At 69.6% G+C, this 23,515-nt stretch carries 21 protein-coding genes; 6 read left to right on the forward strand and 15 right to left on the reverse strand.

The genetic code is table 11. From position 1 onward, the window contains the following. Position 1: 1 nt before the first annotated feature. The 5 genes from bcsB to HWX08_RS23885 all read right to left on the reverse strand — a co-directional run bounded on the left by bcsB (position 2) and on the right by HWX08_RS23885 (position 7,227). Positions 2-2,341 (reverse strand): cellulose biosynthesis cyclic di-GMP-binding regulatory protein BcsB, encoded by a 2,340-nt coding sequence (gene bcsB, locus HWX08_RS23865; protein WP_175807086.1) that lies wholly within the window; start codon positions 2,339-2,341, stop codon positions 2-4. Between the two features lie 572 nt (positions 2,342-2,913). Continuing rightward, on the reverse strand, positions 2,914-3,363 hold the full coding sequence (locus tag HWX08_RS23870; RefSeq protein ID WP_175807089.1) for a hypothetical protein: 450 nt from the start codon (positions 3,361-3,363) through the stop codon (positions 2,914-2,916). Next, entirely contained in the window at positions 3,363-4,775 is a 1,413-nt protein-coding gene (locus tag HWX08_RS23875) for a phosphatase PAP2/dual specificity phosphatase family protein (protein WP_175807091.1), read from the reverse strand. The genes HWX08_RS23870 and HWX08_RS23875 overlap by 1 nt, the downstream gene beginning before the upstream one ends. Continuing rightward, positions 4,772-6,541 carry a bifunctional alpha/beta hydrolase/class I SAM-dependent methyltransferase gene (locus HWX08_RS23880; RefSeq protein WP_174922298.1) on the reverse strand — a complete coding sequence of 590 codons (1,770 nt, stop codon included), beginning with the start codon at positions 6,539-6,541 and terminating at the stop codon, positions 4,772-4,774. Before HWX08_RS23880 ends, HWX08_RS23875 begins: the two co-directional genes overlap by 4 nt. Positions 6,542-6,621: 80 nt before the next feature. Next, positions 6,622-7,227, reverse strand: a complete 606-nt coding sequence (locus HWX08_RS23885) for a CDP-alcohol phosphatidyltransferase family protein (RefSeq protein ID WP_069256377.1) — start codon at positions 7,225-7,227, stop codon at positions 6,622-6,624. Positions 7,228-7,683: 456 nt separating this feature from the next. Here HWX08_RS23885 and HWX08_RS23890 point away from each other — a divergent pair, with 456 nt between their 5' ends. Both HWX08_RS23890 and HWX08_RS23895 read left to right on the forward strand, forming a co-directional pair. Continuing rightward, positions 7,684-8,316, forward strand: a complete 633-nt coding sequence (locus HWX08_RS23890) for a lysophospholipid acyltransferase family protein (RefSeq protein ID WP_069256376.1) — start codon at positions 7,684-7,686, stop codon at positions 8,314-8,316. Positions 8,317-8,353: 37 nt separating this feature from the next. After that, the gene (locus HWX08_RS23895) at positions 8,354-9,283 is read left to right on the forward strand and encodes a phosphatidate cytidylyltransferase (RefSeq protein WP_069256375.1); all 930 of its coding nucleotides are present in this window, start codon (positions 8,354-8,356) and stop codon (positions 9,281-9,283) included. A gap of 42 nt (positions 9,284-9,325) precedes the next feature. On the opposite strand, the gene HWX08_RS23900 is transcribed toward HWX08_RS23895, so the two are convergent. From HWX08_RS23900 to HWX08_RS23915, 4 genes are read right to left on the reverse strand one after another with little or no spacing between them, the layout of a single operon-like run. Next, entirely contained in the window at positions 9,326-10,132 is an 807-nt protein-coding gene (locus HWX08_RS23900; protein WP_244122765.1) for a topoisomerase IV, read from the reverse strand. Positions 10,133-10,191: 59 nt separating this feature from the next. Continuing rightward, on the reverse strand, positions 10,192-10,851 hold the full coding sequence (locus HWX08_RS23905; protein ID WP_226261757.1) for a DUF1266 domain-containing protein: 660 nt from the start codon (positions 10,849-10,851) through the stop codon (positions 10,192-10,194). A gap of 25 nt (positions 10,852-10,876) precedes the next feature. Continuing rightward, a complete protein-coding gene (locus HWX08_RS23910) occupies positions 10,877-12,097 on the reverse strand; it encodes a hypothetical protein (RefSeq protein WP_208454961.1) in 1,221 nt (406 codons plus the stop codon). Continuing rightward, entirely contained in the window at positions 12,094-14,445 is a 2,352-nt protein-coding gene (locus tag HWX08_RS23915; RefSeq protein ID WP_174922297.1) for a hypothetical protein, read from the reverse strand. Before HWX08_RS23915 ends, HWX08_RS23910 begins: the two co-directional genes overlap by 4 nt. Before the next feature lie 215 nt (positions 14,446-14,660). Here HWX08_RS23915 and HWX08_RS23920 point away from each other — a divergent pair, with 215 nt between their 5' ends. Both HWX08_RS23920 and HWX08_RS23925 read left to right on the forward strand, forming a co-directional pair. Beyond that, positions 14,661-15,458: a helix-turn-helix transcriptional regulator gene (locus HWX08_RS23920; RefSeq protein ID WP_174922296.1), complete on the forward strand. Its 798-nt coding sequence runs from the start codon at positions 14,661-14,663 to the stop codon at positions 15,456-15,458. 176 nt (positions 15,459-15,634) lie between these two features. Beyond that, a complete protein-coding gene (locus HWX08_RS23925) occupies positions 15,635-16,456 on the forward strand; it encodes a carbon-nitrogen hydrolase family protein (RefSeq protein WP_174922295.1) in 822 nt (273 codons plus the stop codon). A gap of 28 nt (positions 16,457-16,484) precedes the next feature. Here the strand turns inward: HWX08_RS23925 and HWX08_RS23930 are convergent, their stop codons facing one another. Genes HWX08_RS23930 through HWX08_RS23940 form a run of 3 tightly spaced genes read right to left on the reverse strand, consistent with a single transcriptional unit; the run spans position 16,485 to position 19,493 of the window. After that, positions 16,485-16,796 carry an AtuA-related protein gene (locus HWX08_RS23930; protein WP_069257978.1) on the reverse strand — a complete coding sequence of 104 codons (312 nt, stop codon included), beginning with the start codon at positions 16,794-16,796 and terminating at the stop codon, positions 16,485-16,487. After that, complete coding sequence (locus HWX08_RS23935; protein WP_174922294.1) at positions 16,796-18,154, reverse strand: acyclic terpene utilization AtuA family protein; 1,359 nt, start codon at positions 18,152-18,154, stop codon at positions 16,796-16,798. Before HWX08_RS23935 ends, HWX08_RS23930 begins: the two co-directional genes overlap by 1 nt. Positions 18,155-18,194: 40 nt before the next feature. Beyond that, positions 18,195-19,493, reverse strand: a complete 1,299-nt coding sequence (locus tag HWX08_RS23940; protein WP_069256370.1) for a CitMHS family transporter — start codon at positions 19,491-19,493, stop codon at positions 18,195-18,197. Positions 19,494-19,590: 97 nt separating this feature from the next. On the opposite strand from HWX08_RS23940, the gene HWX08_RS23945 reads away from it, so the two are divergent. Then, a complete protein-coding gene (locus HWX08_RS23945) occupies positions 19,591-20,487 on the forward strand; it encodes a LysR family transcriptional regulator (RefSeq protein WP_069256369.1) in 897 nt (298 codons plus the stop codon). Positions 20,488-20,529: 42 nt separating this feature from the next. Here HWX08_RS23945 and HWX08_RS23950 read toward each other — a convergent pair whose 3' ends face one another. Then, positions 20,530-21,114 carry a flavin reductase family protein gene (locus tag HWX08_RS23950; protein ID WP_069256368.1) on the reverse strand — a complete coding sequence of 195 codons (585 nt, stop codon included), beginning with the start codon at positions 21,112-21,114 and terminating at the stop codon, positions 20,530-20,532. A gap of 137 nt (positions 21,115-21,251) precedes the next feature. Continuing rightward, entirely contained in the window at positions 21,252-21,677 is a 426-nt protein-coding gene (locus HWX08_RS23955) for a VOC family protein (RefSeq protein ID WP_069256367.1), read from the reverse strand. A 112-nt stretch (positions 21,678-21,789) separates the two neighbouring features. On the opposite strand from HWX08_RS23955, the gene HWX08_RS23960 reads away from it, so the two are divergent. Further along, on the forward strand, positions 21,790-22,680 hold the full coding sequence (locus HWX08_RS23960; RefSeq protein ID WP_069256366.1) for a LysR family transcriptional regulator: 891 nt from the start codon (positions 21,790-21,792) through the stop codon (positions 22,678-22,680). 15 nt (positions 22,681-22,695) lie between these two features. On the opposite strand, the gene HWX08_RS23965 is transcribed toward HWX08_RS23960, so the two are convergent. After that, positions 22,696-23,469, reverse strand: a complete 774-nt coding sequence (locus tag HWX08_RS23965) for a hypothetical protein (protein WP_174922293.1) — start codon at positions 23,467-23,469, stop codon at positions 22,696-22,698. Positions 23,470-23,515 lie beyond the last annotated feature (46 nt).

Here is a 23,515-nt window from a genome sequence, read left to right on the forward strand (position 1 = left end):
GTTACATCCCCCGTCGGCGCGCGGCGATGCGCTGCAGCACGCTGAACACGCCGAGCGCGAGCAGCAGCCCCGCGACGACGCCGACCGCGCCGAGCACGACCGGATGCCGCGCCGCGTGCGTCCAGACGCGCGCATACCACGGCACGAAGCCGACCACGTAAGGCTCGCCGACGCGCAGGCTGTCGACCTGCCCCGGCCGCACCAGCGCGAGGTCGCCCTGCAGTTGCGACACGAGCCCCGCGTTCTCGAACACGTCGAGCAGATCGCCGAGGCGCGGCGGGTCGGTCGCAGTCAGCGCGACGACGCTGCGCCCGTGGCTACCCGGCAGCTCGAACCCGGCGAGCGCCGCGAGCGGGCCCGTCTGCTCGATGTGCGCGCCGCCGTCGGCCAGCCCGACGCCGTTGCGCCAGCGCTCCTTCACCGAGAACGCGACGCGCGCGGCGCCGGCACCGCCCGCGCTGCCCTGTTCGCCGATCACGAGCGGCAGCGCCGCGCGCCAGTGCGCGAGCAGCGGCGACGCGGGCGAGCCGTCGATCACGAGCAGATCCTTGCTGCCCGACAGCGCGGCGACGTCGCCGGGCCGCGCGACCTGCACACGCAGCGCCGGGAAGCCGGTCCATTCGCCCATGTGACCGAGCATCGTCAGATAGGCCTCGAGCTCCTGCCGCGACGGCCGCTCGGGCATCACGACAGCCGTCTGCGACAGGTCGGCGAAGCGCGTGAACGGGAAGCCGCTGTTCGCGAAGAACGCGAGGTTCGGCAGTTGGGCGTAATGGACGAAATGCGAGAAGTCGATGGTCGAATCGGGATCGATCGCCGCGCGCTGCGGCTCGGTCGCGGTGCTCGAACAGAGGCCCGTCTTCTGCGAGTCGAGCGTGAAGCGGAACTGCAGCTGGTTGCCGCTGCCGACCCGGAACGCCGGGATGTCGACGTCGCTCGTCACGCGCCCTTCGGGCACCGACAGCAGCGGCAGCTGCATGCGGCCTCGCGCGTCCTCGGCATGGGCCGGCCCGAGCCGGTACGACTTCACGAGCTGGTCGTTGATCTCGACGGCGAGCGTCGAGTTGTCCTGCACCGTCGGCGCCGTGTAGCGGTAGCGCAGCGTGATCGGCACGCCCGCGCCGTTCCACGAATGCAGATCGGACGGGACGCGCAGGTTCAGGCGGATCGCGTCGGGCGACGTGCCGCGCACTTCCAGCTCGCGCGTATCGGACACGAGCTCGCGGAACGCGATCGGCCGGTTCACCGGCAGCCAGCGCGGCGCGTCGTACGGCTTGCGCGGCGCGCCGAGATCGACGTGCGCGACCGTCGCCGCCGGCCCCGACAGCGCCACGCGGCCCAGCACGAGCGTCGCGACCGCGTCGTCGACCTCGGCCGCCGTGCGGCCCGTGACGACGAGCAGCTTGCGCCCGGGCGCCGCGGGGTTGTCGGTCATCGCGAGCAGCGGGCCGTTGATCGACGGCAGCGCGAGGCCGGCCGGCAGGGTCGCCACCGTGCCGATCACCACCGCCTGGTCGTCGGCCGGCAGCCCGGACGACACCGGAAAGCGCGCGTGCCGGTAGTCGGCCAGTGCGCCGAACCACGACGCGAGCACGCCCGCACTGCGCAGCGTCGCCGAATCGGGCGACGCCGGCAGCACGAACGGCAGCCGCACGCGGCCGTTGTCGCGCCGGTCGAAGAACGGCGCGGGCAACAGCGCAAGATCGTTCGGCAGGCGCACCGGCGATTCGTCGAGGATCAGCTCGCTCTTCGGGCTCACGTCGGCCCACAGCGCGGAATTCGCCGGGTCCTCGCAATGGTCGAGCGTGTAGTGCGCGATCAGCCGCAGCCCGATCTGGTTGAAATCCGAGAAGTAGCGCGGATCGATCGGGATCTCCTGCGTGACCGTGCGGCCCGCCTGCGCGGCGTCGAACGGAACGGTCGCGATGACCTCCCCGTTCACCGACACCTTCAGGTGCGACATCGGGAACACCAGCGACGGCGAATACGCGTAGGTCAGGCGCAGCCGCGCGCCGGTGACCACCCGGTCGAGCCGCACGCCCGCGTTGATCGTGCGCGCGTCGTCGGCGCCGCGCAGGCGCAGCGGATCGAACGCGCCGAGCGACGCAAACGGCACGCGCACCGTCGTCGACGGCAGGCCGGCCGCGGCCGCGGCCGCGCTGGCCGCGGCAGGCGTGGCCGTGAGCACCGACGCCGAAGCCAATGTCGGCGCAGCGCCGGACGCGGCAGCAGCCGCACCGGTAGCCGGCACGGCCGGGATCGGCGCGGCCGACAGCGCGGCCGCGTGAAACGCGCCGACCAGCGCGCCCGACAGGACGAGCAGCGAGACGGCCGGCTTCATGCGCCGCTCCGTTTCGTCAGGATCGCCCCGTCATCCGTCGCATCGCAACCGATGCGCGCAAAGCAGCCATGCTCGTGAGTGAACATCCCCACTGCTTCCCCTCATATCTAACTGGCCTGTTCGTTTATCGAAACGATGCGGCGAATTCTTTAATCGACCGTCTTCGCGTTGCGCGCGCCTGGCACCGGCGCTCGCCTATTCGTCACACTATCTCAAAAATAGGACAAAACTTACCCCGATTCGCAACGGTGAGGCGAAAAAGCCTCGTTTCGGCACGAACTGCTGCATGAACGGGACGAATGGTAAGAATTGCGCCGTTGTCGGCGGACAGGCCGAACGGCATGCCGCCGGCGCGGTGCGGCCGGCCGGCGGTCCGTTGCAGACCGCCCGGGAACGCGCTGCCGCGAGGCGGCGCGTATGCTACCGCAATCCCGCGCCGCCGGATCGGCTTTCTTTCACCGAAAACTGACCTGTATCAAATCGTCGACATCGCCACCCCGCTACCGACACGCGGGCGCTCGTCAATCGCCCGGTGTCGCCTGCCGCCGCGCACGTACGGCGCGCAAGCACGGCTAGCCGACCTGCGGCACCGCGATCGCGATCCCGACGACCAGCCACTGCACGATCGCAACGAGCACCCCGGCGCGGCACAGCCCGACCGCCCCGCGCACGCGCGCGTCGAGCGCGCGTGCGGCCTTCGATGCGTCGATCCAGCCGAGATCGGCGAGCGCGCGGTCGAGCGCCGCGAGCCCGTCGTCGACCGATGCGCCGCCTGCCGCCGTGCGCGCAAGCGCGGCGAACAGCCGGCGGTCGATCTCGATCCGCACCGCGTACCACAGCGCCGCGATCCCCGACCCGGTGCTGACGACGGCCAGCAGCACGCGCGCGATCGTCGGCGCCCAGCCCGACGCGATCCACCAGCCGGCACCGGCCGCCGCCAGCGCGGCCGCGATCGCCCACGCGCCCGCATCGAGCGCGCCGCGCGCGGCGGCAATCCGGAACGGCGCGGACGGATCGCGCATCACACGCGTCCCACGCCGCCGCGGCGATCGATCCATTGCTGCAGCACGGCCACGCCGTCGTCCGACCACACCGCATGCGGCCGTACCGCGCGCACCGCGGCCAGCGCGTCGCGCGCATCGCCGAGCCCGCGCCGCATCGCCAGCCACGCGGCCGCGCACAGCACGCTGCGCCCGTAACCGAGTGCGCAGCAGACCAGCACGTCGCGCCCTTCTCCGTGCAGGCGTTCGAGCGCCGCGACGGCCTGCGCGAGCTGGGCGGCCGTCGGCGCGACGAGGTCGAGCTGCGGCACGCCCGCATACGCGAGCGACGCCTCGGCCGCGGCCCAGCGAGGCATCTCGGCGGTCAGGTCGACCAGCGCGGTGAAGCCGTGGCGCCGGATCTCGCGCGTCGTCGGCGTACGGCCGATCGACACGCGTTCACCGATCCTTACGGGCGCCGGCTGCCGGAACGTCCACAGTCGCGAATTGACGAACGCGCCGGCGATCGTCGGCGCGAGCAGCCAGCGGATGAACACCGGAAACCGGCCCTGCGCATCCTTCTGGAATGCGCCGGGATTGCCACGCCGGTAGGCCCATGCGACGCACGCGAGCGCCAGCGCGATCCAGCCTGCCGCCAGCGCCCAGCCCTGCGCGCGCGGCACGCTCCACACGGCCGCCCACGCCATCAGCGCGGCGCCGAGCGCATAGCGGCGCGCGAGCGCGCGGCCGGCCGCGCCCGGCGACGCGTCGGCGCCCGGCAGCCGGCCCGCGGCGTCGCGCAGCGGAAACAGGAACAGCGCGAGACAGCCGACGGCCGCCCCGGTCGGCACGTCGATCGCGTGATGCTGATAGGTGGTCAGCACCGACACGCCGATGGCCGCGAACCACAGGTGCAGCACGACGCGCGCGAGCGTGCCGCGCACATGCTTCGCATAGACGGCCCACAGCACGACCAGCAACCCGATGTGCAGCGACGGCGCCTGGTTGAACGGCTTGTCGAAGCCCATCAGCAGCGTGAACAGCGCACCGGCCGCGCCGCCCGCGTCGGGCCGCTCGAACCCGAAGCGCAGCGGCCACGCGATGAAGCACGCGACCGATATCAGTTGCACGGTCAACAGCCGCTTCACGTGATCGAGCAGGTCGGCACGGCGAGTCCAGAAGAAGAACGACAGCGCATACAGCAGGTCGATCGACCAGTACGGCACGATCGTCCACGGGACGAACGGAATCGCGTGCTCCCAGCCGAACGCGAAGGTCGGCACCGCCGCGCGGCGTGCCGCGAGCCAGTTCGCGAAGCCGTAGGTCGAGAAGAACACGGCGCCCATCACGGCGAGCCAGCCGACGCGCAGCGCGAACGACGCGTGGCGCGCGCCGGCGCCGGCCGCCGGGGCCGATTCGGCGAGGTCGCGCGCGCCGCCGCCGAGCGCGCTCATGACGCGTCGACCCGCTGCGCGAGGCTGACCGTGAAGATGCCCATGTCGTCGATCCGCTGGTCGAGCTTGCGAAAGCCCGCGCGCGCGACGAGCTCGTCCATCTCGGCCTGCGAGCGGCGGCGCATCACCCAGGTCGCCTCGCCGCGGTGGTTGTTCAGCGCACGCGCGATGAATTCGAGCTGCGGATGCCACGGCTGCCCCGTATAGACCAGATAGCCGCCCGGCGGCACCGCCTGCGCGAGCCCGCGCAGCGAGCGCTCGATCAGCGCGTTCTCGCCGAACAGCTCGTAGAGACCCGACACGATCGCGAGCGTCGGCCGCGGCTCGAGCGCCGCGAGCGACGCGTCGTCGAACGCGTCGCCGCGCTCGAAGCGCGCGATCGGTTCGAGCCCGCGCTGCGCGATCAGCACGCGTCCGGCCTCGACGTTCGGCGGGCTGTAGTCGCGCAGCACGATGTCGTCGGGCGCCGCGCCGTCGCGCTCGGCGGCCGATGCGATCGCGTCGAGCACGTAGCGCCCGTGGCCGGCCGCGATGTCGACGATCCGCACCGGCGCGCCGCTGCCGCGCAGGCGGCGGATCGCCGCGCCGATCAGTTCCTGCAGATGCACCTTGCGCTGGCGGATGCCGACCCAGCCCGGCGAATCGAGATAGGTGCGGTCGATCAGCGCGCCGATACCGAGCCGCCCCTGCGCGCGGTTGCGGTACACGTAGTCGAGCGTCGAGCCCGAATCGAAGCCGAGCCGCAGCCCGAGCGCGATGCCGTCCGACAGCGCGCCGCCCGCCTTCAGGCCGGCTCGCGTGAGCGCCCAGTACGCACGCGCGAACACGTTCGACGGCGGCCGGCCGAGCGCCGCGTACTCGTCGTGGAACGCGCCGCGCCGGTCGGCGTCGGCGAGCGACACGCGCGGGCCAGGCGCATCGAATTCGCGCAGCACGAACGCACGCAGCGGCGCGAGCGCCTGTGCGCGATCGCGTTCGCCGAGCGTGTCGTGATAGAAGCCCGGCAGCACGATGCGCTCCTTGCGCGCCGCGCCGAGCCGTTCGAAGAAGCGGTCCTGCGGGCCGCGATGCACGACCCAGTCGGCACCCGAGATCAGCAGTTGCGTCGGCACCGTGATCGCGGCCGCATCGGCGACGATCCGCCGCGCGGTGTCGTGCAGGTCGAGCAGCATGTTGACCGCGATCGGCCGCGTGATCAGCGGATCGGACGCGTAGCTCGCGATCCGCTCGGGATCGTGCGTGAGGAATTTCGGCTTCACGTAGCTGTTCACGTAGAACAGCCCGCGCAGCTTGTGCATCAGCCGCAGGCCCGGCCGCGCGAACGGCACGTAGAGCTTGATGTGGAACGCGGGCGACGCGACGACGAGCGCGCGGATCGGCGGCGCATAGTCGTGCGCCCAGGTGGCCGCGAGCACCGCGCCGACGCTCTGGCCGACCACGGCGATGTCCTCGATCGCGATGCCGTGCGTGTCGCGGATATGCTCGACGAAGGTCTGCAGGTCGCGCACCGAAGCGGCCGCGCTCGGGCTGTAGCCGCGCGCGCCCGGCGAGCGGCCGTGACCGCGCGCGTCCCATGCGAAGAATGCGAAATCGGGCAGGTCGAGCTCGTCGACGAGATGCGCGACGCGCGCCGAATGTTCGTGGCCGCGATGCAGCAGCACGATGGCGCCGCGGCAGTGCGCGCCCGTTGCGGGCCAGTGGCGATAGAACAGCGTTTCGCCGTCGTGCGTGATGAAGTCGGCCTCGCGTGCCGTGCGTGCGCTCATGCGATCTCTCTCGTTTCGTTATTCGAATCCCGGTGCGCCGCCCTCCGGCGCCCGCTACGCCACCGCGCCGAACGGCGTGTTCAACCGCCCTTTTCCGCGATGCCGGCCTGTACGCGCCGCACCACCGTCACGATCGACAGCACGATCAGCAGGCGCCACAGCCACGCGGCCACGTCGCCGACCGGCAACCCGAGCCCGATCCACAGCGCGAACGCGCCGAGGGCGAGCGCGCGATCGCTCTTGCCGAACGGGCCGTCGTAGCGGCGGCTCACGCCGACCAGCGGGCCGATCAGCCCCGCGCATTCGACGATCACCGCCGTCAGCGCGAACAGCCAGACGTCCGCCGGCGCGAACGCCGGGACCGCGAGAAACGGCAGCACGAGCGCGATGTCGGACACGACGTCGCCGAGTTCGTTCAGGTAAGCGCCGAGCGTGCTCTTCTGGTCGTGCTCGCGCGCGAGCATCCCGTCGATCGCGTTGAGCGCCATCCGCGCGAACAGCCACAGCGGGATCAGCAGGAACAGCGCGCGGGCAAATACGCCGAGGCCGGCGAGCGCGCCGACGACGATCGAGCCGCCGGCCGCGAACAGCGTGACCTGGTTGGCCGTGACGCCGCGCTCGGCAAGCGCGTTCGCGAACGGGCGCAGACGGTTCTGGAATTTCGGTTTGAGTGCGTAGAGGCTCATCGTTCTATTTGTACGGCACGGTCGGATACGTTTGCCGCCGCCATGCCCCGGGCGGCGAAACGGCCCTGGACGGCCTTCCAGGGACGGCCCTCATCGTCGCCGAGCGGCCCCGATGCGTCAAGCACGCGCGCGGGCCGCCCGCGCGGCGCCAATCTGGCGTTTTTGACGGAAACTCGCGATAATCCGCTGGCCCGATCGCAGCGAGATCCATTCGAACTGCAAACGGGCACTCGTGCAACAGCCGAATATCACGCCGCCGTCCGGCTCATTCGCCGCGACGCATCAGCGTGAGACGGCAAATCGTCCGATTATCGCGGACCTGCGACAGGCAGCCACGAATTTGAAAAAATTTAAACAAGGGCCGTCCGGCGCGCATCCTGCCGCGCCGGCATTCCGGGGCTCCACCCGCCGCTCACGCGCAGCGGGCCATGCAGGCAGGCAGGAGGCGCAGCGCCGATGAACATCCTCAACATCTGGCAGCGCGATTTCCTGCTGTCCATCGTGCGGCTCGTCGCCGGCGCGTATCCGGTCTGGCATCAGGCGCCGCCATCGCCGACGCAGAAGATCTACTTCTCGAACCATACGAGCCACATCGACACGCTCGCGATCCTCGCCGCGCTGCCGCGCAACGTGCGCGCGGTCGTGCGGCCGGTCGCCGCGCGCGACTACTGGGACAGCAGCGACATGAAGCGCCACATCGCGCAAAAGCTGCTAAACGTCGTGCTGATCGACCGTCACCGTGAATCGGGCGGCGATCCGCTCGACCCGGTGCGCGACGCGCTCAAGCAGGGCCATTCGATCATCATCTTCCCGGAAGGCACGCGCGGCGCGGAGATCCTGCCGCAGCCGTTCAAGAGCGGGCTGTTCCACCTCGCGACCGAGTTTCCGGACGTCGCACTCGCGCCCGTCTATCTCGAGAACCTGCAACGGATCATGCCGAAGGGCGCGATCTGGCCGGTGCCGCTGATCTGCAAGGTGCACTTCGGCGCGAACGAAGCGCTCGGCGCCCAGGAAGACAAGCCGACCTTCCTCGCCCGCATGCGCGACGCAGTCGTCGCGCTCGCGCCGCCGCAGCGGCCGGCCGGCTGAACGCGGCGCCCTCTTCTCCCTTTCCGGATATCAAGAAATGCGAACAATTTTCTGGGAACTGGTCGCGGGCGTCACGGGCGTGCTCGTCGTCGCGACCGTGATCGGCGCGATCCTCGGCGCGCGCAGCGGCGGCACGAGCGCGACCATCGTCAACCTGAACCAGCGCATCCGCGCATGGTGGGCGATGATCGCGATCATGGCCGTCGCGATCGGCCTCGGCAACAACGTCACGTATCTGGTGTTCGCGCTGCTGTCGTACCTGACGCTGCGCGAATTCATCACGCTGACGCCCACCACCGCGAGCGACCATACGACGCTCTTCATCGCGTTCTTCATCGCGATCCCCGTGCAGTACCTGCTGCTCGGGATCAACTGGTACGGGATGTATTCGATCTTCGTGCCCGTGCACCTGTTCTTCGCGATGTCGCTCGTGTCGGCGCTCACGCAGGACACGCGCGACTTCCTGAGCCGCAACGCGAAGATCAACTGGGCGTTGATGGTGTGCGTGTACGGGCTGAGCCATGCGCCGGCCGTGCTGATCCTCGACATTCCGCACTACACCGGGCAGAACGCGCTGCTGCTGTTCTTCTTCCTGGTCGTCGTGCAGATCAGCGACGTGCTGCAGTACGTGGTCGGCAAGCTGTTCGGCAAGCGCAAGATCGCGCCGCAGCTATCGCCATCGAAGACGATCGAGGGCTTCATCGGCGGCGGCCTGCTCGCCACGCTGTGCGGCGCATCGCTTTATCGCGTGACGCCGTTCTCGTTCGGCGCCGCGTTCGGGATCTCGCTCGCGATCGTGATCGCGGGCTTCGTCGGCGGGCTCGTACTGTCGGCCGTCAAGCGTTCGCTCGGCACGAAGGACTGGGGCTCGATGATCGCGGGCCACGGCGGGATGCTCGATCGCGTCGACTCGATCTGCTTCGCCGCGCCGGTGTTCTTCCACCTCGTGCGGTATCTGTACGTGTGATGTGCGGGCGGCGCAACGCCGCCCGTTCCCGCGCGCGAAGGATCAGTACCCTTCGCGCAATGCCTTCGGCACGACGTAGCGGCCACGCGCCGCGTCGAACTTCACCGTATGGCGCGCGCGGATCGCCCTGTCGCCGCGCATGCCCGTTTCCGTGACCGTCAGCGGATAGACGTCGCCGGCGCCGGTCGTGTCGGGCGCGATCTCGAAGCGACGTTCCTCGCAGCGCGCCCGCGCGTTCGCACATTCGGTCGACTCAGCGTTGTCGAGCGCCTCGTCGATGCGCGCCGCCGCCAGCACCAGTGCATTGCCGACCGGCAGCCAGATCGCGCGGAAGCTTTGAGAATAGCCTTGCCGCGTGTCGCTTTCGCCGATGACGAAACCGAAAAGGTGCGGCCCGAGCCGCTCGATGCGCACGGTGCCAGGCTCGCCGCGCCCGCCCGACGCGATCTCCGTTTTCTTCATGACCGGCTCGAGCGTCTTGCCGTCGGCCGCCGGTTTCAGCACGTACAGGTCGATCGTGCCGGTCGTCGCGTCCGAATCCATGCCCGGCATCCCGTTCTGCACCGCTGCCGCGGTCTCGCCGCACATCGCGAGCAGGGTGCGCGGGCCGTCGGCCGTTGCCACGCGCAGCGAGCCGCAAGACGCATAGACAAAATCGTCCACATCCGCCTGCCAGCCCTTGCGGTCCGTGCGCCAATCGCCGTAAGTGTCGTGGATGAACGCACGCAGCACAGGGTCGGCGACAGCCGGTTGGATCGCGTGCGCCGCAGCCGGCAACACGAACGCAGGCACCGCGCACGTGACGGGCAGCACCAGGCGTCGCACCAGGGGATGAATGGATGAAATCATGTCAGTGTCGATAGCGATAAAAAGCGATGCCCGGGAAAACGACCGGCGGTATCCACGCATCAACGCGGTTGCGCGACCGGCTCGGGATCGAACGCCGCCAGCCCAGGCCACGGCGCCTGCCCCCACGCACCGTCACCCGGTGCGAGCCAGCGTTGCAGCGTCGCATCGTCGAACGCCTTGCCAAACGGATCGGCGCGAAATCCGGCCACCCACTGCTTGCGGCCCGCGACGTAGGCGTGGCCGAAATCCGCCCAGCTGTCGAAACAATCCTGGGCGCGCTGCGCGTTGAGCAACAACACGCGCCAAGCGGTGTCCCGTTCGGTCCAGCCCATCAGCATCGCCACGCGCGCGAGGAACGCCATCCGCGCACAGGCGAACGCAAGCGCCGCACGCGGGTCGTCGGTCGGTTGCAGCGCATGCAGGTCGGCGCGAAACCACTGCGTCTCGAGCACGCGCGCCAGATGTGCGCGCGCATCGTCGTCCGTCGCGTCGGTGCGCAACTCCATCTGGTGCAGCATCTGGGCACGCAAGAACTTGCGCGACGTCTCGTTCAGGTGGCTCGTGTCCGCATCGTCGAAACCCGAGAATTCCGTCGCGTCCACGTACGGATGCGCGAGCAGCAGCGCCCAATGCTTGCGGGCCGACAAGGCCGAATAGCGCCCACCGCGCCGGCGAAAGTAGCGCACGATGCGCCACAGCACGAACAGGGCAATGATCACCTTGAATATCATGGTCGTCGCCCCGTCATTGCGCGACACCGACGCCACGCGGTGCGACGTAACCGGGCCAGTGCACGTCCTCGGTTGCAAAGGCCGGCGGCGCGGCGTCCTCAGGTGCGGACGGCACGGCCGGCGCCAGCGTCGCGCGCACCGCGTAACGCACCGAACCGGCACGCGGCGGCCACGCCTGCAGCAGTTCAGGCTGCCGCGCGGCGACCAGCCACTCGACGGTCGGCGTCGGCTCGGCGAGCCGGCCGAACAATTGCGGATGGCGCGCAACGAGCCGCGCTTGCGACGCGGCATCCGTCACGTCCTCGATCCTGCACCACCCCGATGGCGTATGGACGACACCGAGCGCGATGCAGTCGGGCGGCGTGCGATCCGTCGTCCCCAGCGCATTGAGGCAGGCCAGCACGTCGTCGACGTAGCGCTCGACCGGCGGCCGGTTCTGCTTGCCCTTGACCTGATCGACGTCGAGGCCGCCGTCCGCCCGCACCTCGACGCTGATCGTAATGTGCGGCTGGCCGCCCGCATCCCGGAAGCTCAGCAACCGCAGCCGGCGCGCTTCGATCGCTTCCGCATAGCGCCCGCCGTAGCCGCCCGCCAGCGCTTGCCGGTCCGCGAACTGGCCGAGGCAATGGCGCATCACGTAACTCTCGAACGCCATTTCGGCGCGCAGCAGCGGGCTGTCGGGCAGGAATTCGACAAAGCGTCCGTTGGCGGTTTCGCACCACGTGCGCAGCGCATCGGGCTGGCTCTCGCGCCAGCCGCGCGCGATCCGGGACGCCATCTCCGCATGCTCGCGTTCCCACATCGCGAGCGCCTGGGGGCAATTGACACGGTCGAGCTTGCCCTCGAGCCCGGTTCCCTTGCGCGACTCGAGAAACTCGACGAGCGTGGTTTCGAGTGCGAGGAGACGCGGATCGGACGGGTCGACCCAGACGACGGGTGCCTGCCTGCCCGCGTCGGCTTCGCCGATCGTCTTCGCGCCGGGCCCGAAGCGTCGCGCGACCCACGCCGGCGGCGCGGCCTGGCCGAGCGCCTGCCGCGCATCGTCGAGCGAGCCGATCGTGCGCGCGGGCTCGAAGTTCGCGACGACATGCCGGTAGAAATGGTTGAGCAGCCACGCGCGCACTGCGTCGGCGTCGCCCCGCGCGGTGCTGCGGGCGGCAATCGCCGCTTTCAGCGCATCGGCGTTCAGCGCGTTGCGTGGCGCGTAGCCGGCCCGCCGATCTGCTGCCGTCATTGCCAGAACTTCCACCAGCGCTTGTTCGGCGTGGCGGTCGCTGAATCCGGCGAGGCCGGCGCATCGGCCTCCCGTATCCGTCGCTCGATCACGTCTTCCATCAGGTCGAGCGGCTCGGCGGCGTGCCGGTTGCCGGCAAGCACGCGCTCGTAGAAATACTTCACATCGGACCGGCGGCCTAGTTCGTATGCCGCATCGGCGGCCCGGATCAGCACGTCCAGATCGCTCGACGTATCGGCCTGCCCGCGCGCGGCGTCGTACAGCGCCGACGCCTGGTCCGGATGCGACGCCGCCATGTGGGACGCGAACACGAAGCGGGCGATCAGCGCCTCGTCGGGCAGGCTGCCGTCGACCTGGTCGTGTTCCCGCTGCCAGCCGACGAGGCGTTCGAGCCAGATCGGCAGTTCGTTGCAACGATCGAGGCGATACAGCGCGCGCACCACGTCGCGCACGTACCAGTTCGGGTCATGCCGGCTGAAACCGTATTCGGCGGCGTAATGCCAGAGCTGCTCGGCGGCCTCGACCATCTCGTCGTCCTTGCCCTGGCAGGCGAGCACGTAGCGGACACCGGAGTAATGCTCGGCAAACGAGCTCGCCGCAATCCCGTTGCGATGCAGGACCAGCGCCTCGTCGTAACGGTCCTCGTCGCGGTAGAGAATCGCGAGGTTGTTGCAGAGCATCGAATACAGGTGCGCACACGCGTCGTACGGGTGCCCTTTGCCGGTTTCGAAGAAGCGTTCCATGCGCGCGCGGCCCTGCTCGTAGGCGGCGATCCGCAGGCGCTGAAGGTCGGCGCGCACCGGCGCCTGTTCTGCGGCCGGCAGCGCATCGATCGCCTCCTCGGCCAGGTCCTCGACCCGGGCCGAGAATACGTAGCTCCACAAGCCGCTGCGCAGCGACGGCGGCAGCGGCAGTTTCAGCGCGGCGGCGACGCCCAGCGCGCCAATGCGCGCCTGGGTCAGCATGATCGCAGTGCGGTTGTCGTGCATCTCGCCTTCCTGCGCGGCGGCGAGCAGGCGCGCGGCCTGGGTCGTCGCGTCGATGCGGCCGGTTTCGCCATCGTAGACCGCCGCGAGCCGCGCGATCCACGGATGACCGGGCGCGCGCCGCAGCGCGACCTCGCGCGCGGCGTCGGCCACCGCGTAACGCAACGCATCGCCGTCGAGCGAGCCCAGCACGGCAAAAATCTCGGCATGCGTGGGCGAACGCGCGGCCAGCGCATCGCGCTCTTGCGCGCCGAGCTCGACGAGTCGCTCGAGCGTCGGCTCGAAACCGGCTGCGCGCATTGCGCACAGCGGCCACCAGACCGACGTATCGGTCGGCTCGGCAAGGCGTGCATGGATGATCCGCCCCACCCGGTCGAGCATGCTGCTTTCGAGCTGGTACACGTGGAAGAACGCGCACCGCCCCGCGTCGTCGAAGCGGCCGGCCTCGAGCAACCACGGCAGCTCGTATTCGATGAAATCATCCCCGCCGTCCGACTCGAGGCTGTAACGCGCCATCTCGCAACGCGCGAGCGCGCCATCGAGATCGCCTTGCGCGTATGCCGCTCGCGCGGCAAGCCGCGCGAGCCTCACCTCGGCCTCGCGGCGCGGCGGCAGTGCCGAGTCGGCTATGCGCGACTCGACGGCCTGGCGAATCGTGTCGAACTGCAGCGGCGCAATCTCGATCATCGCGTGGCCGATCCGCAGCCAGTCATCGGCATCGATGTCCTGGTCCGCCCCTGCCGACGCGACGGCCGCCACCGCGGCCTCGGCCGCCGCCCGCGCGTCGTCGTCCCGGCCGAGCCGCCGCAGCGCCCACGCACGCAGGCATTGCCGGTTCGCCTCGTCCCGCGCGCGAAACGCGGCCCGGTCGGCAAGCGCGCCATTCAACGCATGCCGCAGTTCGATCGCGTCGAGCGCGTGCTCCGCGTGATCGTATTCGAGCGTATCGAGAATGCGTGCGCGGACGAAACGATCGGCATCGAGTGTCGGCGACGTGCGCACGACGTCGTGCATCTCGCCGATCGCGTGCTTGACGGCGTCGTTCTCGCCCAGGTGCCGGGCGACCTGCAGCCGGTACAGCGCGAGCTGCATGCGGATATCGGGCCGCGCGTCGGGTGGCGCCGCGTCATGCACGGCCGCGCCGTCGTCATCGAGCACGGCGCGCGCAGCGGCCGGATCGCCGGCGTGCATCCAGAGTGTGTGCAGGCGTGCGATCGCGTCGAGCGAATCGGCACGCAACGGCTGGGCCCGCAGTCTTGCCGCAAGGTCACTCGCGCGACTCGAGTCGCTTTCTTCAAGATCGGCTTCGAGCCGATTCATCAACGTGTCGAGCGGCTGGCCCATCAAAGGCATCGTTGTCATATCGCTATCGGTCTTGGAATTGGTCTTGGCACTGGGAGTCGACGACTGCTCCCTCTCGGAATCGCGATAGCTTATCAGGAGACGGAGACGGTGCGCGGCCTCGCCATCCGCGTCGTCCGGCGTTACGATCTCGTACTTCATTCCAGGGTCCGGTCGATGCGTACGGCACGACGGCACGATGCGCCCCGACCGGTCCCGCCCGACCCGGAACACGCATGAACCTCACCTTGCAGGATGTCGCATGGCACCGGTCGGTCGGGCGGCTCATCGAGTCGCTCGATCAGCCGGGCTTCTGGCTGGCACTGATCCGGCTGATCGAGGAATACGTCGCGGTGGACAGTTGGGTCGCGCTGATCTTCGGCGACGGCCGCCCGCAGGTGCTCGCCGAATGTCCGTACGAAGGCGGCGGCCCCGACCCGCTGTTCCGCGACTACGTGCAGGGGCTGTACCTGCTCGATCCGTTCTACATCGCGAACCGCGATGCGCCGGCGAGCGGCCTGTTCCGGCTGTCCGACGTCGCGCCCGAGTGCTTTCGCGACACCGAGTACTACACGCGCTATTTCACGCACAACGTCGTCGAGGACGAGGTGCAGTTCAACGTCGTGCTCGACGATGCGCGCACGCTGTGCCTGTCGCTCGGCAGCAAGCGGCGCTTCGGCCCCGAGCAGGTGGCGCTGCTCGACCTGATCCGGCCGTGGGTAGCCGGGCTGATGCGGCAGCGGCTCGCGTTCGAGCCGGCCGCCGCCGAAGCCGCGGTGCCGCCGCGGGCCGGCGCCCGTGCGCAGGACCGCTTCGAGCACGCGATGGCGCGGCTCGGCACGCCGCTCACCGCACGCGAGCTCGACGTGATCCGGCTGATCCTCAGCGGCCGCTCGAACAAGGAAGTCGCGAACAAGCTGTCGATTTCCGCCGAGACGGTCAAGGTGCATCGCCGCAACATCTACGGGAAGCTCGCGATCAACTCGCAATCGGAACTGTTCTCGCTGTTCCTGAACGCGCAGACCGGCGCCTGACACGCGTCGCGAATCACGCGGGCCGGCGCACGCCGCCACCGGTAGCGTCGCAGATCAATACCCCCGAAGGGTTAACGCGCCGGCGGGATGGGAAATCCGCCGCTTCGGCGCATACTGGGGCCTCTTACCGACCCTTCCGGCGCCATCGGCGACGGGCCTCTGCCACCGACATCGCCATGAAACTCAAGCTCGACATCGTTCAGCTCGCCGGCCGCGACGGCGACACGCACTACAACCTGCAGCGCACGCTCGAAGCGATCGCCTCCTGCGCGCCCGGCACCGACATCGTGATGTTTCCGGAAGCGCAGCTCACCGGCTTCCTCGATCCGTCGAATCTCGCCGAATGCGCGGAGCCGCTCGACGGCCCGAGCGTCAGCGCGGTCATCGCGGCCGCGCGGGCGCGTGACGTGGCCGTCGTGGTCGGGCTGATCGAGAACGACGGCGGCCGCTTCTACAACACCACCGTGTTCGTCACGCCGGACGGCATCGCGCTGCGCTATCGCAAGACGCATCTGTGGGTGAGCGAGCGCGGCGTCGTGCTGCCCGGCGACCGTTATGCGACGATCGAATGGCGCGGCGTGCGGATCGGCCTGCTGATCTGCTACGACAACGAATTCCCCGAAACCGGCCGCGCGCTCGCCGCGCTCGGCGCCGAGCTGATCCTGATCACCGACGGCAACATGGAGCCGTACCGCGCCGTCCACCGCACATCGGCCACCGCGCGGGCGATGGAGAACCAGGTGTTCGCGGTGGTCGCCAACCGCGTCGGCGACAGCGCGCACGACGTCGTGTTCGCAGGCGGCAGCCTCGCCGCCGATCCGTTCGGCAACCTGATCTTCGAGGCCGGCAATACCGAATCGCGCCACGCGGTCGAACTCGACTTCGACCAGCTCGCCGCGTCGCGCGCGGTCTACGACTATCGTCGCGATCAGCGGCTGCACGTTGCCGGCGAGCGCATCGAGCACGCCAGCGGCCTTCGCGAGCTGCTGATTCCGTAAGCGCGCCCCGCTCCGGCGGCGACCTCCGTCACGCCGGGGCCGGCACCTCGATCGCCAGCAGCGCGGAACTGACCGACTTGCCGTGGGCATCGAGCGCGAGCGAGCGCGTGACGCCGCCGCCGAGCGCATCGCGCAGCACGAAGTTGAATGCGCCGAGCGCGGGCAGCTCGTAACGCACGACGTCTCCATGCACGATGCCCGCGAGCCACGCCTTCACGGTGTCGGCGTCCAGATGCGTGCGCAGATGATCGTAATGACGCGGGTCGCGGCAGATGACCGACACGTTCAGCGTGTTGCCCTTGTCGCCGGTGCGCGCATGCGCGAGTTCACGCAGTTGCATCATGCCTCCACGAATGAAAACGACGGCGTCACGGCCGCGCGCGGCAGCAGCACCGACTGCACGGCGATCACCTCGCGCGTCGACTTGAACGCGCCGCCGCCGCCGGCCGGCCCGTTCGTATAGAGCGTCTCGACTTCGTTGCCGATGCGCGCCGCTTCGGCGGCGCTCGCCGCGCGGCCGGCCACCCGCACGCGCACCTCGGCCGGCTCGCCGCGGCGGTCGGGCGTCGCGTCGCCGTACAGCGCATCGACGCCGATCAGGTCGAAGCGCAACTCGGTCGCGGCGACACCGGTCAATGCCAGCCGCTCGCGGACGATGTCGAGCGCGAGCCGCGCGCGTTCGAGCGCGCCCGGGCCGCCGTACGAAATCTGCCCTTCGCCGATCCAGCCGTCGACGTAGGCGACCGACACCTTCAGCGTGTCGGGCCGCGCGGTGCCGCGCCCGCCCGTCACGCGCACGCGGTCGTGCGCCTCCTCGACGACGGCCACCTGCGTGAAATCCGCGACGACGTCGGGCTGCAGATAGCGTGCCGGATCGTGAATCTCGTAGAGCAGCTGTTCCTTGCAGGTCGCCGCGCTCACGCGGCCGCCCGCGTGCGGCACCTTCGTGATCACGACCGTGCCGTCGGCCGCGACTTCGCCGATCGGGAACCCGAGCCGCGCGAGGTTCGGCACGTCCTTGTAGCCGGGGTCGGCGAAATAGCCGCCCGTCACCTGCCCCGCGCATTCGAGCAGATGGCCGACGACGGTCGCCGCGCCAAGCGTGTCCCAGTCGTCCATCCGCCAGCCGAACGCGTGTATCAGCGGCGCGGCGAACAGCGACGGATCGGCGACGCGCCCGGTCAGCACGACGTCCGCGCCGGCCGCGAGCGCGTCGACGATCGGCGCGGCGCCGAGGTACGCGTTCGCGGACACGATGCGGTCGCGATACGCGGCGACGTCGTCGCCCGATTCCTCGAAGCGGAACGTGCCGCGCAGCACGACGTCGAGCACGTCGTCGCCTTCGACCGCCGCGACCTTCAGGTGCGCAAAGCCGAGCGATCGCGCGATCTGCGAGGTGCGCCGCGCGGCCGCGCGCGGGTTCGCCGCGCCCATGTTCGACACGATGCGCACGCCCTTCGGCGCGGCGACCGGCAGCACCGCGCGCATCCGCGCATCGAGCAGCGGGTCGTAGCCGAGTGCCGGGTCCGCGCGGCGCGCCTGCTGCGCGATCGCGATCGTGCGCTCGGCCAGGCATTCGAAGACGAGATAGTCGAGCTGCCCGTGTTCGGCCAGCTCGACCGCGGGCTCGATCCGGTCGCCCGAGTAGCCGGCGCCCGCGCCGATGCGCACGCGCCGTTCAGGTTGCTTTGCTGTCATGTCGGTACCGTCGTGCGGCGGATCGCCCCGCCGCGAATGATCAAAAGATGCCCAGCACGACGCATGCGATCGTCATCACGATCGACGCGCCGAACAGCAGCGGAAACGTGAATTTCTGGTGCTCGGCCAGTTCGATCCCGCACAGGCCGACGACGAGAAACGTCGCGGGCGTCAGCGGGCTGACCGGGAACCCGGTCGTCATCTGGCCGAGCAACGCGGCCTGCCCGACCTGCACGGCCGGCACGCCGAGCTGGCCGGCCACCTCCGCGATCACGGGCAGCACGCCGAAGTAGAACGAATCGGGATCGAACAGCATGCTGAGCGGCATCGACGCGAGGCCGAGCGCCACCGGGATGTGGCCGGCCATCGACGGCGGCACGAAGCCGACCGCCGCCTGCGCCATCGCCTTCAGCATCCCGCTGCCCTGCATGATCCCCGTGAACACGCCGGCCGCGAGCAGGATGCCGGCCATCATCAGCGCGGCACGCGCATGCGCGTCGATGCGCTTTCGCTGCATATCGACGTTCGGGTAGTTCACCATCAGCGCGATGCACAGCCCGACCATGAACATGATCGCGGGTGGAATCTTCTCGCCCATCACGACCATCGTGCCGAGCACGACGAGCGTCAGCACGAGGTTGAACCAGAACAGGTGCGGCCGGCGCAGCGCCTGCTCGTCGGGCGTCAGTTCGCGCTTGGGCAGCGGGATCGACGCATCGTCGCGCGACAGACCGAGCCGCTTCTCCTCGCGCCGCCCGAGCCAGTACGCGACGCCGAACACGAACACGAGCCCGATCGCCTGCACCGGGATCAGCGGATTGAACAGCGCCGACACCGGCAGGTGCAGCGACGCGGACGCGCGGATCATCGGCCCCGTCCACGGCAGGAAGTTGATGCCCGCGGCCATCGACACGGCGGCGGCCAGTACGCGCCGGTCCATGTTCAGCCGGTCGTACAGCGGCAGCACGGCCGGAATCGTCACGAGAAAGCAGACGGCGCCCGAGCCGTCGAGGTGAATCAGCAGCGCGAGCAGCGTCGTGCCCATCACGATGCGCGTCGGCCGCGTGCCGACCGCGCGCAGGATGCGGTCGATGATCGGGTCGAGCGTGCCGGCGTCGGTGATCGTCCCGAAATACAGGATCGCGAACACGAACATCCCGACCACGGGCGCGAGCCCCTTCAGCCCGTCGATGACGAACTTGCTGGTGTGCAGCCCGAAGCCGCCGATCAGCGACGCGGCGATCGGCACGAGGATCAGCGCGACGAGCGGCGACATCCGCTTCGACAGAATCGCGGCCAGCAGCACGACGATCGTGCCAAGCCCGAGTAACGGCAGCATCCGTGTCTCCTACCTTGTCTTTTATTGGAGACGAGCGTAAGGTCGGCGCAGCGATAGCACAATTGAAATGATTTGATCGCAGCAATCACGAGCCGTTATGGATCTGAATCTTCGCGACATTCGCGCGTTCGTCACCGTCGCGCAGGCCGGCAACTTCACGCGCGCGGCCGCGCGGCTGCACCTGTCGCAGCCGGCGCTGACCGTGCAGATCCGCCGGCTCGAAGAAATCGTCGGCGCGCGCCTGTTCGACCGCAACAGCCGCAGCGTCGCGCTCACGCAGACCGGGCGCGAGCTGCTGCCGCTGTTGCAGCGCTCGCTCGACGACATGGAGCGCGTGCTGCGCGATGCGCGCGCGCTCGGTGAAGGCACGAGCGGCACGGTGCGGTTCGCGTGCCTGCCGACCTTCGCGTCGAGCCTGCTGCCCGAGCTGATCCAGTCGTTCCGGCGCGACGTGCCGCGCGCGGGCTTCGAGATCCGCGACGGCGTCGCGAGCCTCGTCACCGCGCTCGTGCGTAACGAGGAAGCCGATCTCGGGCTGACCGGCGGCGACACGTTCGATGCGTCGCTGGAGGTGCTGTACGCGGGCGCCGACCGGCTCGTCGCCGTGTGCCCGAAGGATCATCCGCTCGCGCGCAAGCGCCGCGTGAGCACCGCCGACGTCGCGGCCGTGCCGCTCGTGCTCACCGCGCAGGGCACGAGCGTGCGCAGCGTCGTCGATGCCGCGCTGGGCGCGGCGGGCTGCACGCCCGACATCGCGTGCGAACCGACCTACATGATGACGGCCGTCGCGATGGTGCGCGGCGGCCTCGGCGTGACGATCCTGCCGGCGACCGCGCGCGAGGTGCGTGCCGAGCCCGAGCTGGTCATGAAGCCGATCGACGACCCCGCGTTCGTGCGGCCGATCGCGCTCGTCGCGAAGCGTGGGCGCACGCTGCCGCGCGTCGCGCAGGCGTTCGCCGAAACGATGCTGACGGAATTGAAAAAGCGCGCGTGACCCGCGCGCCCGGATCGGCGGGACCGGTCGCCCGCCCGGCGCTTACTGTGCGTCCGGGTCGACGTGCAGCGATTCGCCGATCGCATAGAAATTGCCGCCCGCGATGTAGTGCAGGCTGCGCAGCGCCGGATCGGCCGATTCGAAATACCAGTGGCCGTCGCGGAACACGCGCGTGTCGGACCACGCGGCGACCACCTCGCCGATGAACAGGTCGTACGCCTGCTGGTTGTGCGGCTCCGGAATCAGCTTGCACGCGAGCCAGCCCGAGCAGCCGGCGACGAACGGCAGGTCGTGCCCTGCGACGTCGAACAGCGTGACGCCCGCTTCGCGCAGCTTGTCGGGCCGCTCCGTGAGACTGTGGCTGCCGACCGCGTGCGTGAGCTGCAATTGCGCGGCCGTCGGCACCTGGATCACGAACGTGCCGCTGCGCTCGACGAGCTCGCGCGTCTTCGCGGATTTGTCGAGCACGACCGTCAGTTTCGGCGGCAGGAAGTCCAGCGCGCACGCCCACGCGGCGGCCATCACGTTGTCGACGCCGTCATGGCGGGCCGACACGAGCACGGTCGGGCCGTGATTGAGGAGACGGTAGGCTTTCTTCAGCTCGACCGGAGCGATGTGACTGTCCATACGGGTTCCTTGGAGAACGGCACGCACGAACGGATGCCGTACGGCGCGGCGCGGCGCCGGACGGCGCACCTGCGCGCAACCGGGCCGCAGCCCGCATTCTCGCACCCAATTTCAATCGGCGCCGACCGCGCCGCCGGTCACTTCGCGAACAACTGGCCGATGTCGCGGAACGCCTTGAATTCGAGCGCATTGCCGCACGGATCGAACAGGAACATCGTCGCCTGTTCGCCCACCTGCCCCTGGAACCGCACGTACGGCTCGATCACGAACGTCACGCCGAACGAACGCAGCCGCTCGGCCAGCGCTTCCCAGCTCGGCCAGTCGAGCACGATCCCGAAATGCGGCACCGGCACGTCGTGACCGTCCACCGCATTCGTATGCGCGGCTTCCTGCGATGCGGTTTTCGGATGTTCGTGGATCACGAGCTGATGCCCGTAAAAGTTGAAATCGACCCACTGCGCACTCGAGCGCCCTTCTTCGAGCCCGAACACGCGGCCGTAGAAATCGCGCGCGGCCGGCAGGTCGTGGACCGGAATCGCCAGGTGAAACGGGGAAAGACTCATGATTGCCTCGGATGGGAACGCTCGCGTGGCGCGAGGACCGCACCATGGTAGTCAAGGTCTATCAAAAATTAAATCAATATATAGTTGCGTCATTCACAAACGGAAATGATGAATGATCCGCGAACTGAAAACCCTCGTCGCCGTCGCCCGGGAAGGCACCTTCGCCGCCGCGGGCAATCGCATCGGGCTCACGCAGGCGGCAGTGAGCGCGCAGATGCAGCGCCTCGAAGCCGAGCTCGGCTTCGCGCTGTTCGACCGGCAGGGCCGATCGGCGCGGCTCAACGAAAGGGGTCATCACGTGCTCGATCAGGCGCAGGCGCTGATCGGCCTGTACGAGAACCTGAGTTCGACCGCGCCGGGCTCGCCGGCCGCCGTGCGCGTGACGATCGGCGCGATCGCGTCGGTGCAGAGCGCGCTGCTGCCGGCCGCGCTCGCCGATTTCCATCGCGTGCATCCCGCATGCCGCACGCGCGTGATTCCGGGGCTGTCGATCGAGCTGGTGAACCGGGTCGACGCGGGCGAGATCGACATGGCCGCGATCATCCGGCCGCCGTTTGCATTGCAGAGCGACCTGCACTGGACGACGCTCGCACAGGAACCGTTCCGGTTGATCGTGCCGCGCGGCGTGAAGGGCAAGGACTGGGCCGCCCTGCTCGCGAGCGAGCCGTTCGTGCGCTACGACCGCGCGTCGTTCGGCGGGCGCCAGGTCGACCGCTTCCTGCGCAAGATGCACATCGCGGTGCGCGACACCTGCGAACTCGACGAGCTCGATGCGATCGTCAAGCTGGTCGAGAACGGCGTCGGCGTCGCGATCGTCCCGCAGACCGCCGTGTATCGCCGCTGGCCGGCCGGCGTGCGCGCGATCGATCTCGGGCATCACACGTTCCACCGCGACATCGGGCTCGTGCATCGCGCGCGGCGCACGATGTCGGAGCCCGCGCAAACGCTGGCGCAGCTGATCGAGGCAGCATCGCGGCGGCGTTCGCCGTCGCCGGCCGCGTAATCGCCGCGTGGCAGCTCAGCGCCGCCCGGCCGCCCAGTCCACCGCCGCATCGAACAGCGCGACGCCGGCCGGCGACAGGTTCGTGAACGTGTCGTTGTCGAGGAAGAACATCACGCGGCGCGCGGGCGCGAGCGTTTCGTAGTCCATCGTCGCGCCCTTCTCGTACGCAAAGATCGCGGCCTTGTCGGGTTGCCCGTACACGGTCGCGATCGTGATCGCGCCGAGCCCCGGCTTGCCCCAGCTCATCGGCGCCTGCTTGCCGTACGCGTTCGTCGCGCCGGCCGGCAGCCCGGCCGCGATCGGATGCGGCGCATTGACGAGCCACAGGTAGCGCTCCTTGCCCGTCTCGCCGAAGTCGACGTCGTGCCGCTTGCCCGTCATCGCGAGATCGTCGAGCAGGTCGTTTTCCCATGTGACGAGCGGCTTGTCGAGCGTGCGCCAGCCGGGCCGCACGTTCTTCGACGACACCGTCGACGAGATCACGACCAGGTCGGCGTCGCGCGCCGCATCGGGCGTGGCCGACTCGTCGATCAGGCGCACCGCGTAGCCGCGTTCGCCGAGATGCCGGCCGATGCGTTCGTCGACTTCCAGGTTCGGGCCGCGCAGCTGCACGAGCATCGCGACGCGCGTGACGGCCGGCGGCGCATCGGCCGCCACTGCGGGCGCGGCGACCCCTGCGCCGAGGCCCGCGCCGATCGCGAACACCGCGCCTGCGATCGTGCGCAGCGCGCGACGTCGTGCATCGGCGGCAACGGCGCGCACGGCGCCGGTCTTCATGTTCCGGTTCATCTGAATCGTCTCCGAAGCCGCGCGCCGCCGTGACGGCCGCGCGGCG

This window comes from Burkholderia metallica (assembly GCF_902832845.1).
In the GTDB taxonomy this organism is placed as follows: Bacteria; Pseudomonadota; Gammaproteobacteria; order Burkholderiales; family Burkholderiaceae; genus Burkholderia; species Burkholderia metallica.